11 protein-coding genes are annotated in these 12,724 nt (G+C 56.2%); 10 read left to right on the forward strand and 1 reads right to left on the reverse strand.

Annotated elements, in window-relative coordinates; all coding sequences use genetic code 11:
• Positions 1 to 3 precede the first annotated feature (3 nt).
• Genes phnL through phnP form a run of 4 tightly spaced genes read left to right on the forward strand, consistent with a single transcriptional unit; the run spans position 4 to position 3,176 of the window.
• Positions 4 to 714 (forward strand): phosphonate C-P lyase system protein PhnL, encoded by a 711-nt coding sequence (phnL, locus tag AB8Q18_03695; protein XDZ52162.1) that lies wholly within the window; start codon positions 4 to 6, stop codon positions 712 to 714.
• Positions 698 to 1,849, forward strand: a complete 1,152-nt coding sequence (locus AB8Q18_03700; protein XDZ52163.1) for an alpha-D-ribose 1-methylphosphonate 5-triphosphate diphosphatase — start codon at positions 698 to 700, stop codon at positions 1,847 to 1,849. The genes phnL and AB8Q18_03700 overlap by 17 nt, the downstream gene beginning before the upstream one ends.
• On the forward strand, positions 1,849 to 2,421 hold the full coding sequence (locus tag AB8Q18_03705) for a hypothetical protein (GenBank protein ID XDZ52164.1): 573 nt from the start codon (positions 1,849 to 1,851) through the stop codon (positions 2,419 to 2,421). Before AB8Q18_03700 ends, AB8Q18_03705 begins: the two co-directional genes overlap by 1 nt.
• Positions 2,412 to 3,176, forward strand: a complete 765-nt coding sequence (gene phnP / locus AB8Q18_03710) for a phosphonate metabolism protein PhnP (protein ID XDZ52165.1) — start codon at positions 2,412 to 2,414, stop codon at positions 3,174 to 3,176. Before AB8Q18_03705 ends, phnP begins: the two co-directional genes overlap by 10 nt.
• A gap of 42 nt (positions 3,177 to 3,218) precedes the next feature.
• Here the strand turns inward: phnP and AB8Q18_03715 are convergent, their stop codons facing one another.
• Complete coding sequence (locus AB8Q18_03715) at positions 3,219 to 3,710, reverse strand: DUF2938 domain-containing protein (protein ID XDZ52166.1); 492 nt, start codon at positions 3,708 to 3,710, stop codon at positions 3,219 to 3,221.
• Positions 3,711 to 3,782: 72 nt separating this feature from the next.
• On the opposite strand from AB8Q18_03715, the gene AB8Q18_03720 reads away from it, so the two are divergent.
• From AB8Q18_03720 to AB8Q18_03745, 6 genes are all read left to right on the forward strand, one after another.
• Positions 3,783 to 4,205, forward strand: coding sequence for a helix-turn-helix domain-containing protein (locus AB8Q18_03720; protein XDZ52167.1), 423 nt, complete (start codon positions 3,783 to 3,785; stop codon positions 4,203 to 4,205).
• A gap of 196 nt (positions 4,206 to 4,401) precedes the next feature.
• Complete coding sequence (locus AB8Q18_03725) at positions 4,402 to 7,779, forward strand: TonB-dependent receptor (protein ID XDZ52168.1); 3,378 nt, start codon at positions 4,402 to 4,404, stop codon at positions 7,777 to 7,779.
• Positions 7,780 to 7,913: 134 nt separating this feature from the next.
• Entirely contained in the window at positions 7,914 to 8,819 is a 906-nt protein-coding gene (locus AB8Q18_03730; protein XDZ52169.1) for a Slam-dependent surface lipoprotein, read from the forward strand.
• 60 nt (positions 8,820 to 8,879) lie between these two features.
• The gene (locus tag AB8Q18_03735; GenBank protein XDZ52170.1) at positions 8,880 to 10,340 is read left to right on the forward strand and encodes a surface lipoprotein assembly modifier; all 1,461 of its coding nucleotides are present in this window, start codon (positions 8,880 to 8,882) and stop codon (positions 10,338 to 10,340) included.
• 26 nt (positions 10,341 to 10,366) lie between these two features.
• Positions 10,367 to 10,816 (forward strand): CopD family copper resistance protein, encoded by a 450-nt coding sequence (locus tag AB8Q18_03740; protein ID XDZ52171.1) that lies wholly within the window; start codon positions 10,367 to 10,369, stop codon positions 10,814 to 10,816.
• A 50-nt stretch (positions 10,817 to 10,866) separates the two neighbouring features.
• Positions 10,867 to 12,720, forward strand: coding sequence for an ATP-binding protein (locus AB8Q18_03745; protein XDZ52172.1), 1,854 nt, complete (start codon positions 10,867 to 10,869; stop codon positions 12,718 to 12,720).
• Positions 12,721 to 12,724: the final 4 nt, after the last annotated feature.

A 12,724-nucleotide genomic window follows, 5' to 3' on the forward strand; every position in this document is an offset into this window, starting at 1 on the left:
ACTATGTCTGAAGTCATTATTGATGCTAAGAATGTGTGTAAACAGTTTGTGTTACACCATCAAAACAGCGCCAAGCTCAAGGTCTTGGCCAACGTTAACTTTGCCGCGCACGCAGGCTCTTGCCTGATTTTATCGGGCCAGTCTGGTTCGGGTAAATCCACGCTGTTGCGCATGATGTACGGCAACTACTTGGCCAGCAGCGGCGAGCTGAAGGTCAAGCAGGGCGAGGGCTGGGTTGACATGGTCAGCGCCAATCCACGCCAAATCGTGGCCTTGCGCCGCCACACCATTGGCTATGTCAGCCAGTTTTTGAAAACCATTCCACGCGTGTCTACCCTGAATGTGGTGATGCAGCCAGCCTTAGAGCGTGGTTGGGACGCAGACGCGGCCAAGGCGCGCGCCAGCGCCTTGTTGACGCGCTTAAACATCCCGGCCCATCTGTGGGATTTAGCCCCCAGCACGTTCTCGGGCGGCGAACAGCAGCGGGTCAACATTGCCCGCGGGTTTATGGTGGACTGGCCGGTGTTGCTGTTAGACGAACCGACGGCGTCTTTAGACGAGCGCAATCGCGACGTGGTGCTGGAGCTGATTCGTGAAGCCAAGGCCAACCACAGTACCGTCATCGGGATTTTCCATGACGCTTACGTGCGCCAAGCCATTGGGGATAGACAATATGATGTGTTAAACAATGAGGTGTATGACTATGTTGACTGAGCAAGTGCTGACCAATGCCCAAATCGTGTTAAAAGACCAAGTGGTGCAGGGCAGTATTCATCTGGAAAATGGGCGCATTGTGGCCATCGACGCCGGCACCAGCCAGCTACCGCACGCGCAAGACATGGGTGGGAGTTATTTAATTCCCGGCATGGTTGAGCTACACACCGACAACCTTGAAAAATTCATGACGCCACGCCCTAAAGTAAACTGGCCCACGCTGTCGGCCATGCTCAGTCACGATGGTCAGGTGGCCAGCGCCGGCATCACCACCGTATTTGACGCCTTATCCATCGGCGACATCAGCCCTAAGGGCGACCGCATGGCCAATCTTGAGCCAATGATGGCAGCGCTTAGTCACGCCCAGCAAGAGGGCTTAACGCGGGTGGCGCATAAAATCCACCTGCGCTGCGAAGTGGCCCACCCTGAAACCTATGATATTTTTCAGCGCTGCGTGCAAAATGAGCAGGTCGGGCTGGTGTCGCTGATGGACCATTCGCCGGGGCAGCGCCAGTTTCAACAAATCGAGCAGTATCGGATTTACTACCAGGGCAAATATGGCCTGTCGCTGGCGCAGATGGAAGCGTTTGAACACAGCCAGTTGGCCAATGCGCAAGCCTATAGCCACAAGCATCGTTTAGCCATTGCCGAACAGTGTCGTGATCAGCAAGTGGTCATGGCCAGCCACGACGATGCGACGTTTGAACACGTGGCTGAATCGCATCAGCTGGGCATGAGCATCGCCGAGTTCCCTACCTCGATTGAGGCGGCTAAGCACTCGACAGATAAAGGCCTACGCGTGTTGATGGGGGCGCCCAACATCGTGCGCGGCGGCTCTCATTCAGGCAATGTGGCCGCCAGTAGCTTGGCCACTCAGGGCTTCTTGGATATTTTATCCAGCGACTATTATCCCAACAGCTTGCTGCATGCGGCCTTTATGCTGACCGACGAGGCCATTGGCTTTGACCTTCCGCAGGCGATTCGCACCGTGAGCCACAATCCGGCGCAGGCGGTGAACCTCACCGATAGAGGTGAGCTGGCGCCGGGTAAGTTGGCCGACTTGGTGCAGGTGTCTTTGCATGGGCAGCAGCCGATTGTGCGCAAAGTCTGGAAACAAGGCGTGAGGGTGATTTAATGCAGGCAGCCGACCGTGCGTTTTACCTAATGGGGCCTTCTGGATCGGGCAAAGACACGCTGATCCAGCAGCTGCAAACGCAGCTGGGCGCGGCGATGAGCGTGCCGCCGCGCTATATTGATCGGCCCTATCTGAGTGGGCAGCTAGAGCAGCATTATGCCTTAAGCCCCGCCGTGTTCAGTGAGTTTCAGGACAAGGACTGTTTTTCGCTGGCGTGGGCGGCCAACGGCCATCGATACGGCTACGATCGTCAATGGCTGGCCGACGTGGCGGCGGGCAAAATTGTTTTGCTGAACGGTTCGCGCGCCCATTGGCCGCAGGCGCAGCAGCACTATAGAGAACGGCTGGTGCCGATTGCGCTGGCGCTGCCACAGGCGGTGCAAAAAAGCCGCCTACAGCAGCGGGGGCGGGAAGGCGAAGAGGCGATTGCCGCGCGCTTAGCACGCTCGGCCGCCTTGGGCCATGCCGAAGTGGCGCCTGAGTCGGTGCTGAATGCCGCCCAGCCGGTGGCCGACGTCTTGGCCGATTGCCTGCGTTTGATTCAACAGCATCGGGCGCTGCCATGTCTTTAGAATTGACGCTATTGGGCACCGGCGATGCGGCTCAAGTACCGGTGTTTGGCTGCGACTGTCTGGTGTGCGTGCGTGCCCGTGCCATCATTTCCTACCAGCGTAAGCCTTGTTCGGCCTTATTACGCTATCGTGGCCACACGATTTTGCTCGACAGCGGCCTAGCGGATTTGGCCCACCGCTTTAAAAGCGGCGACATCAGCCACATTCTGCAAACTCATTATCATCCCGACCACGTGCAGGGGCTGTTACACCTGCGCTGGGGCATGGGGCCCAGCATTCCTGTGTCTGGTCCGGTGGACGAAGAGGGGTTTGCCGACCTGTATAAACACCCGGGTATTTTGTCGTTTCAGCCAGGCTTAAGCCACGGAGACACCTTGCTGTTTGACGATTTGCGCATCACAGCGCTCAATCTGGTGCATTCCAAGCCTACTTTGGGCTATTTGATTCAAACCCCGAACAGCAACGTGGTGTACTGCACCGACACGGTTGGGCTACCAGACGACACTTTGGCGCAGCTACAGGCCTTGGCGCTGGACTGCTTAATCATTGATTGCAGCCATCCGCCGCAGGCGATTACGCCGCGCAACCACAATGACGTCAATTTGGTGCTGGCTTTGGCCAGACAGCTAAACTGTGAGGAAGTCATCTTGACCCACCTCGGCCACAAAATGGACCTGTGGCTACACCATCATCCTCATGCCTTGCCGATCGGCATCAGCGTGGGGCGTGACGACATGAAAATAACGTTTGCCTGAGCCAAGTAGCCTTGACGGTACGTGTCATCTAGGCGGTTAAGCCTAGGCCAATAGCCAAGCCGTCAGGTACAGGCCTAGGCCAAACACCGTGTGCGCCACCGTGCTTTTTAATCGCGCCAGCCAAGGCTTGGGCGTTTTGGCGGCGGCGATGCCAAAGCCAAAACAGGGCTGTAAGATCAAAAATGGTGCTGCCAGGCTCAAGAGGCCGCTGACCAAGGCAGGCCAAAGCGTGGGCTGATCGAGCCAGGCTGGGCCGAAAAAGGCCAGATGGAGGCCAGCAAACAGCACGCCGATGGCGTAGTGGCACAGCCAGCCTAAGGCGTGTTCATGCTTGATCGGTGCGGCCGCCATAATGGGACGGTGGTGCAGCTGGCCGTGGGATATATGGCCGAGCCAGCGGCCCACTAAGGCATAGCTTAAAGAGGGCGCCCGCAGTAGGCGCTGCTGTAGCCACGCCCAAACGTCCATGAACAGTGTGGCGCCGAGGCCCAAAAGCACGATGGTGAAGCCATAAGACGACAAAAAAGTCAGCATGCAGGGTTCCTTATCTAGGGGATTGTTGGGTATAGTGATGAGCATACAACTTAAAGTCGACTTGAGGTCAAGATGCCGCATTGGGATATTTCTTACGTGAGCCAGCACACTGGCGTGCCTGCTTCGACGCTGCGCTATTATGAACAGCTGGGCCTGATCCAGTCTATCGGCCGCAGCGGCTTGAAACGCGTGTTTGGCGCGCAGATTTTTGATCAATTGGCGCTGATTGCCTTGGGGCGGCAGGTGGGGTTTTCTTTGGCCGAAATCGGCACGTTTTTTAACGGCGCCGAGCGTCCCGCCCTAGACCGCGACTTATTGGCGGCCAAAGCCGATGAGTTAGACGCGTCGATCGCCAACCTCACGCTGATGCGTGACCAGCTGCGCCACATGGTGACGTGTCCCGCGCCCGATCATTTGGCCTGTCCCTCGTTTCAAAAGCTGCTGGCCCAGGCCCATGTCGCGCCGCCACTGCCCACTCGATCTAAGCCCGATTAAATAGGGCCGTTTTGGCTATGCCGCTCCACGTGAGCGGTTTTTTTGTGCCCGTTACCCGCCTTGATCAGGTTTTGGCCGCGTTGAATAACCCTTCTGGGCTAATTAGTTTTGATTAATGATAATCATTCTCATTGGTGCTACTATCCAGCCTCACACGACTGCGGTGATGTCGCTAAACAGGATAAAAGGAAACCAGGTGGAAAAGAGCGCGTTGCAACCCAAATTATTGGCCCTGCTGATGGCAGGCCTGAGCTGTTATGGTCAGGCATGGGCCGTCGAGCCGAAAACAACGGCCATCAGCCAAGAGCAGGCCGAGGCGATTGATGATGTGACCGTCATCGGCAAGCGCTTGAGTCAGGACGAGAAGGGTGCTGCGGCGGTGTTTCGTAAAAACGTGGCCAATGATTACCTGGGCAAAGACTATTTAGACCGGTATCAGGTCAACGCAGCTGGAGACGTGCTCAAAGGCTTAAACGGCGTTTACAATATGAACACCCGTACCGCCGGCGGCGCCATCACCCCCAATATTCGCGGCGTGACCGGCAAGGGGCGCATCCCCGTCACCATCGATGGCACCGAACAAACCGTCGACGTGTGGCTCAACAACTATGGCGTGGGTGACCGTAACTACGTCGATCCTGCCCTGTTTCGCAGCATCACGGTCGAGAAAAGCCCGTCGCTCACCCGCGGCATGAAGCCCGGCGTAGGCGGCTCCATCGCCATTCGTACCATTGAGCCCAGCGACATCATTCCCGAAGGTAAAAGCTGGGGCGTACAGCTCAGCGGCGAACTCAGCAATAACGCCACCAAATCACGCAGCCGCTTGGGCGAATATCTTGGCTGGTCTGACTACCGTACCTTACCCGGCGGTGCGACTGCTGATGGCGCAGGTGGCGGCTACGACCCTTACACCAATCAAATCACGCCGCAGGCCTTGCTCATTGACGACGACGTGGCGCCCAAAGCCAGCGGCGGCAGCAAGTTTGGCGACGATAAGTCGGGCATGTTGGCGGCGGCCTTTGCCACCGAACATGTTGATGGCTTAATTGCCTATAGCCACCGCAATAAGGGCAATTATCTTGCCGGTAGCCGCGGTGCAGGCGGCTACCGCAGCAATCCCATTTATGAATTAGATGGGTGTGGCGCCGCCTGTCAAACGGCAGACGCCTTTATTCCCAATATGGCCAAGATTTATGCTCCGGGCGGCGAAGTGTTCAATAGCGGCACCGAAACCAAGACCCTGCTGGCAAAAAATAATTGGCAGTTTGGCGATGGCCATAAGCTGGGCCTGCAATACATGCGCAACGACATTGAGTTTGGCGAAATCAACCCGTTTCAGATGACTTGGGAGTTGAATTTTGACGAATACAATGCCTATATGGCCGACAAGCGGCCGCCGCAGCAGCTGCAAGGCATTAATTCAAAAATCAAAAGCGACACCTATAAACTCAGCTACGATTTCAAGCCGGACGACAACCCTTGGGTAGACCTACAGTTTAATCTGTGGCGTACCCAAACCCGCAGCCAGCGCCATCAAAGCGGCGGCATGAATTTGGCCAGCGCCAAGCAAGACCCAATGTACGACGCTTGGCACTGGTGTAATGTGCGCAACCGGCTGCCGCCAGGCGCATCTGCGTGGGCTGAATCTTGTGCCGACGTGGGGGCGATGTGGGGGTTTGACGCCAACACCAGCCGTGAAGACATCATTAAAGACAGCTATTTTCCCAATGATAATGGCCAATATGCCGTCATCGCGGGCGCGCTACAGCAAACCAAGGTGACCCGCAGCGGGGCCGACATCAGCAACCGCTTTCGCCTGAGCGATCAGCTCAGCATGACGGTGTCTGCCGACGTGCAGTATGAGAAGCTGCGCGAGCAAAATCTGATTCGCAACTCCGACGACTTATTCAATATGGAAGGCATGGTCACTGGCCTGACCAATATGGCAGGGCCGCGCGGCGGCCGCCGTAAAGAGTGGGGCGGCAGCATCAGCTTCGATTGGCAGCCCACGGCTAAGCTCAACGTGCAGGCTGGCTTACGCTATCAGAAGTTTTGGGCATTTGACGATGCCCTAGATGAAGCCCGCGCGAATAAAGACCCACGCTATGCTTTTGGTGGGGGGCGCGACATTTACATCAGCGGCGTGCAGTTGCCGTATTACGAGCTGATGGGCGAAGAGGAGGCCAAGGACTGGGATGTCGTTGTCAAAGCAGATCAAGCGGGGAATGCTGAGACATTCGGCAGTGATGCTTGGCATGTCGCGATGGATCGTCGTAATGAATTGGATAAAGCCTTTACAGAAAAATACCAATACGATAACACCTATTATAATTTAGCCGTTAAAACCAACGGTAATTTGGCGCTAGGCAACGACGAACGCGCCTATTACAAAATCAAGAAGTTTGTGGTGCCGTATCGCAACGGTAAGCTAGACAGCTCGGTGGTGGACATCACGCCAGAGATGCTGGATCGTAAAGTCAACAACCCTCAGGGCCAGCGCGGTGCGTTTTATGAGTATTTAATCACCGACATTTATAGCAAAGGGGGGCATTGCAAGCCAAGCCAGCATAATGGCCAACCTTTAGGTGACTACGAAACCTGTAAGGCCGAGGCTAGGAAGCAGATTTATCGCTACGACAGTCGTGATAACGTTGCCGGTGTGATTCAAACCCCCATCAGCGAGGAACAAAAGTGGCAGCGGCCGCAAAAGCTGCGTGGTGACGCTTGGGCGCCGATGTTGGCGCTAAGCTACGACGTGACCGAACAGCAGCGGCTGTTTGCCCGCTATGCGCAAATGACGCGCTTCCCCAGTATTTATGAGGCCACGGCCACCGAAGTGGGCGTGTCTGACACCATCACCACGCCGGGCATGGATCTTAAGCCCGAGCGCAGCATCAGTTGGGAGGTGGGCTATGCCTTTGACTTCAGCCCCTACGTGAGCGCGCTACAGTATGGCGACGTGCGCCTGACCTATTTCAGCAACACCATTAAAAACGTGTTGGACACCACGGCCGATAAGCGCATCACCCAGTACGACAAAAAAATCAGCAAAGGCTTGGAGCTGCAAAGCCGCCTCGACAGTGGTCGCTTTTTTGCTAGCCTAGGCGCGACCTACCGCCTCAAGCAAGTCACCTGTGACCGTGATTTGGCCTTTAGCTACGATCCTTATTTGCGCCGCGTGCCCAATTGTATTGAAGGGGGCTTTGGCGCCACCCGTTTTTATCAGGCCTTACAGCCCAAGTATTCAGTCAACCTCGATCTGGGTACGCGCTTGATGAATGATCGTCTGTCTATGGGCGTGCGCGGCATCTACCACAGCAGCGTCGACAGCAGTGCCTACGAAAAAATGATGCAGTCGGGCTTTGGCGACATCATGACCACCACCGGCAAGCCCTACCACTGGCGTTCGGTCTTTTTAACCGACCTCTATGGCCGCTACGACGTCACCAAAAACGTCAGCGTCAATGTCGGCGTGACCAACCTCACCAACCGCTATTACCTTGATCCCATGTCCAATGTGCCCACGCCGGGGCCTGGGCGCACGGTCACGTTTGGCCTCAAAGGCAGCTTTTAAACCATAACGACATGCATGCCGGGGCAGGCTGAGCCTGACCACGGCGCTTATGAACACCTAGCCACCGCCGCCGTTTTTGCTGCGGCCCCTAAGGGCCGTGGCTTCACTGCAAGACCTTAATAAAGGAAATCATCATGACTAAAACCCTATTGGCCGTGGCCTTAATGTGTTCGTTCGGTGTGGCCTCGGCCGCGGTGGTAGAGGGCGACTCTTCGAGCAGCCATATTGTAACAGGCGTGTCTAGCGTGTTGCCGTTTGGCGCGGGCAAGGCGGGCATTGCGATTAATGGTTCGTTTAGCCTCAATTTGGCCGACGGCCCCATCAAACACATTCGCCAAAAATATGCCCAAACCCCGATCAACGCACAGGCCGACGCCAACGTGAATGGCCTGCTGAATCCGAAATACCTCACCTTGAAAGACGTCAATCCTGTGGTTGGCCTGTTTAATAACCCTACTTTGGGGCAGGTGTGGTATGAGCAGCGCGCCCACAACACCGAGGTGTACAGCATTCGCCAAATTGCCGATCCTGCCATTCCTTTGGCGCCGAAATTTGGCGGCTTGGTGATGGCTAAAGTGGCCGACCTGCCAGCTGACACGGCGGTGTATTTCGGTGAGTGGGCACCGCGCGCAAGCGCGCCCAGTACCGGCTCTGATACCAATTTAAACTTGGCCAGCGCCGATCGAACCGTCTGGTACGTGGGGGAAAATCCAACCGGTAACACCACCGGTCTGGCTACGGCCACCTATGACGTGGTTGGTTTGAATCAGCATACGCCTGGGCAAAACGATGTGTACACCGGTGCTTTAACCGCTTCCTTCGGGACGGGCGCCACAGGCAAGATGGCAGGCCAATTAACCAGAGGTGCTGACAGCCTTAATTTTGCGAATACGGATATCCAGAACGCCACTGGGACGTTTAGCCGTGCAGCCGATGGCATTCAAGGACGCTTCTACGGTGCGGGCGCCGCGGCTCTGGCTGGGATTGCCGAGCGCGGTGGGGCCAGCGAGGCCATTGCTTTTGGCGGTAAAAAACGTTAACCCCTAACCTCAGCCAGCCTAGCGGCCTAGGGCCGCTGGGCTTTAACCGCGATGATGCCCATGAAGCGAATGCTTATTTGTTTGGCCTTGAGCCTGGTGGCGAGCGCCGCTCGGGCCGATGAGGATGACACCCGCCGCTTGCAGGATGAACTGAGCTGGCGGCTACAGCAACAGCGCCAAAGCCAATGGCCGGCAGCCATGGACGGCGACGCCCAGCACATCACCATTGATGGCCAGCTGTATCGCGTCGGCGACGATGCCGAAGGCCTGGCGCGTGGGCTGTATTACGCCCTAAATACCCAACAATGGGCCAAGGTGACTGCGTTCCTAGCACGCTATCGCGCCTTGCCCGAGCATGAGCCACAGCTGGTGCTGTTGGCCGAAGGCCTGATGGCCCGCGCGCAGCATGCAGTGGGCTTGGCCATAGAAAAACTCCAGACAGCTCAGGCGATGGCGCCGGAAGACGTTCGTATCCAGCTAGAGCTGGCGCGGCTGTACACCGAAGACCATCAAAATCCAGAAGCGCTGGCGACGTTTGGCCAAGTCTTACAGCAAGACTTGCCGCCAGTGACGGCCGAGCTGGTAGAAAGCCATATGGATCACCTTAAAGAGCGGGATCAGTGGCATGGCTCGCTGAGCGTGGGCAGTGGCTACAACAATAATGTGAATCAAGCCAAGGGCGGCAGTAGCTGTGCCGCTTACTTGGGTACAGAGTGCTGGCTGTATCAGCGCCTGCCAGAAGCGCAGGGCGCTATGTTTCAGCGTTATCAGCTGGCCTTAAGTAAACAGTGGTCTATGGGCGGACACCACAGCTGGGTGTTTAAGCCTTTAGCCTATGGCACCAAGTATCAGCTGTCCGCGGCCACTGACGGTACGGCCCAGCGCTACAGCGACCACACCACGGTTGTGGCCGCGGGCTATCGCTATGCTGATGCCCGCAGCAGCTACACGGTCACACCGGTTCTGGAGCACTATTTTCGGGGTGGCCATACCCATTACTGGGCGTTTGGCTTGGAGGCAGAGTGGTCACGCGAGCTGGGTCAAGGCTGGCGGGTTAATGCTCAGGCGCGAGCCAAGCGGGTGCGCTACGCCGGCCAAGAGCGTCAGTGGTACGCCGACTATAGTCAATACACCGCAGGGGTGGGCGTGAACCATGCATTTTCCAGCCAGGCTGGCTGGTTTTTAAGCGCCGATGTCGAACGTAAAAAATACCCTTTGGCCCTGTCCAGCAGCAAGGAAATTCTGTTGCGCAGCGGCGGTTACAAGCTGTTTGACGGCGGCTATTACGTGAATGCGCTGGCCCTGCATCGGCGCAGCGACTACGACGCCTATGCGCCCATGTTAGACGTGCGTCGGCAAGACCGACAAACCCTGTTGATGGCCTCTGTCGGGGTACTCAAATGGCGCTATCGCAACGTTTACCCAGAGCTACAGCTTAAGCGCGTGGTCAACCACAGCAACAGCCAGTTTTATGGCTACAGCCAAAATGAACTCAGCCTGAACCTACGCCACAATTTTTAACCACTCACCAAAAATAAGGAGCAGTCATGCACCAATATTATCCCATCCTATTAACCCTGCATTTGTTTGGGGCCTTGATGTTTATCGGCGCCGTGTTCTTTGAAGTGCTGATTTTAGAAGGCGTGCGTAAAAAAGTATCGCCTCGTTTTATGGACGCTGTGGAAGGCGCCGTCGGCAATCGCGCCCGTCAGGTCATGCCGTGGGCGCTGCTGGTGCTTTACAGTGCCGGCATTGGCATGGTGTGGCTCAATTATTTACCGGCCTTGGCCGATTTTAGAAATTCTAGCTTTGGGCTGCTGTTGGGCATCAAAATCCTCATCGCCATCAGCGTGTTTGGCCATTTTTGCACCGCCATGTATTTGCGCAGTAAGGGCAAACTCAGAGGCCTGTACTTTAAGCGGCTGCATCAGAGCGTGTTCACCCACATGGTGTGCATTGTGATTCTGGCCAAGGCCATGTTTTATTGGGTGTGGTAGGCAGATATTGCACCAATCTTATTGAGAATCATTTACAATAAGGATTTTTCATGCCCTTTATGTCTGCTTTCATGCCTTTGCCTACGCGCGCCTGGCGCCGCTGGCCGCCGCGCTTACGCTTACACAGCCTCAGCGCCAAACTGCTGCTCACCATTGTGCTGTGGGCGCTGTGCGTGCTGTCGTTTGTCAGCATGACGGTGTCGATTACCTGGCAGCTGGAAGACCGCGGCGTGGCGATTAACCAAATGGGGGTTTTGAGTAAAGAGGTGTATCGTCTGGTGGCCTTGCAGGCTCAGCCTCAGCAGGTGCAGGCCTTAGCCCAGCAGCGTTTGACGGTGTTGGCGAGCTGGCAGAGGTTGCAGCAGCCACAGGCCACGTTGAGCGTTGTGGCGCCCTTAGGTCCACCGTTGCAACGCCTATTGGCCGAGCTGGCTGCGCCGACTGAGGTTTCCAGCGTAGCCTTGATGCGTGAGGCCGATGTGTTGACGGCCTTAATTAACCAACAGGCCAACCGTATTGAGGCCGCCAATACCGACAGCATTCAGCAATTGCGCATCATTCGAATGGGGTTGATGGCGCTGATTTTAGGATCGGCCTTATTGAGTTTTTTCTTGCTGCGGCGGCTGGTGTTGACGCCGTTGAAAACCCTGAATCAAGGCATTCATGATGTGACCGCTGGGCATTTGCGCACCCAGCTGTATCGGCGCGGTCACGATGAGTTTGACGCTGTGTTTGAAGGCTTTAACCAAATGGCAGCTAATTTACAGGACATGTATGCCCATCTAGAAGACAAAGTGGCCAGTAAAACCGAAGCGCTGGCGCGGCAAAAGCATGATTGGGCCATGCTGTACCAAATCACGTCGTATTTGCATCAGCATGACTTTGGCCCCGAGGTGGTGGCCCAGTTTTTGGCGCGCACCTTGCCGCTGATGGGCAGTAGCCGAGGCGCCGTGTTTTGGCTCACGCCAGCTGGGCTGCGCCTAGGCTGCGCGCAAGGGTTGAATGCAGGGCTGCTGGCGCAGCTACAGTCGCGTCTTGGATCGTGCAAAGTGGTCAGCCTGCGCGCCGAGCTGGTGCTTAGTGAGGGCGCTGATGGCGTGACGCTGGTGCTGCTGCCCTTGGGGCACAGGCAGGCCAGCCAAGGTTATCTGGCGGTGGCGCTTCAGAATGGCCAGAAGCCTGCGGCGGCGGATGAGCGGCTGCTGCAGCTTTTGGGCAGCCAGCTGGCCATCGCCAAAGAAAATGCCCGTTTGGCCAGCCAACAGCAGCAGCACGCTGTTTTGAGCGAACGTAATCTGATGGCGCAAAAGCTACACGACAGCATTGCTCAATCGCTGTCGTTTCTCGGCATTCAGTTTCAGATTTTACAAAAAAGCCCGCTGCTGGCGCAGCAGTTGTCGCTGCAGGCCAACCTGACCTTGATTCAAAACGGCATCCAGCACTGCTATGAAGATGTTCGTGAACTATTGAGTAATTTTCGCACTCGTTTGAGCGAGCTGAGCCTGACCGAAGCCATTGAGGGCGTCATCGAGCGCTATCAGCAACGCATTGGCGTGCCGATCGAAACCTATGTGCTCAGCGATGAATTGAGCCTGAATGCACAGCAGCAGATTCAAGTGATTTTTATTTTGCAAGAAGCCCTGTCTAATATCGGCAAACACGCTCAGGCGCAGTCTATATCGGTGCTGATAGAAGACGATGGGGCCTTTAAAATGAGCATCGTCGACGACGGCCTCGGCTTTGACCGACAAAAAGTGGCGGCGCAGGCCGAAGCGCAGGGCCATCATATTGGTCTGGCCATCATGCAAGAGCGCGCCGATAAAATTGGCGCCCACATTGACATTGTGTCGCAGCCTCGATGCGGCACCCAAATTCATTTCACCATTCCTGCTTCTGAAAGATAGATTC

This window comes from Neisseriaceae bacterium CLB008, from assembly GCA_041228285.1.
GTDB lineage: Bacteria > Pseudomonadota > Gammaproteobacteria > Burkholderiales > Neisseriaceae > JAGNPU01.

Excerpts from the sequence above, each read along its gene's own strand:
- phnL (XDZ52162.1), top strand. The coding sequence starts at position 4 with ATGTCTGAAGTCATTATTGATGCTAAGAATGTGTGTAAACAGTTTGTG.
- AB8Q18_03700 (XDZ52163.1), top strand. The coding sequence starts at position 698 with ATGACTATGTTGACTGAGCAAGTGCTGACCAATGCCCAAATCGTGTTA.
- AB8Q18_03705 (XDZ52164.1), top strand. The coding sequence starts at position 1,849 with ATGCAGGCAGCCGACCGTGCGTTTTACCTAATGGGGCCTTCTGGATCG.
- phnP (XDZ52165.1), top strand. The coding sequence starts at position 2,412 with ATGTCTTTAGAATTGACGCTATTGGGCACCGGCGATGCGGCTCAAGTA.
- AB8Q18_03715 (XDZ52166.1), bottom strand. The coding sequence starts at position 3,710 with ATGCTGACTTTTTTGTCGTCTTATGGCTTCACCATCGTGCTTTTGGGC.
- AB8Q18_03720 (XDZ52167.1), top strand. The coding sequence starts at position 3,783 with ATGCCGCATTGGGATATTTCTTACGTGAGCCAGCACACTGGCGTGCCT.
- AB8Q18_03730 (XDZ52169.1), top strand. The coding sequence starts at position 7,914 with ATGACTAAAACCCTATTGGCCGTGGCCTTAATGTGTTCGTTCGGTGTG.
- AB8Q18_03735 (XDZ52170.1), top strand. The coding sequence starts at position 8,880 with ATGAAGCGAATGCTTATTTGTTTGGCCTTGAGCCTGGTGGCGAGCGCC.
- AB8Q18_03740 (XDZ52171.1), top strand. The coding sequence starts at position 10,367 with ATGCACCAATATTATCCCATCCTATTAACCCTGCATTTGTTTGGGGCC.
- AB8Q18_03745 (XDZ52172.1), top strand. The coding sequence starts at position 10,867 with ATGCCCTTTATGTCTGCTTTCATGCCTTTGCCTACGCGCGCCTGGCGC.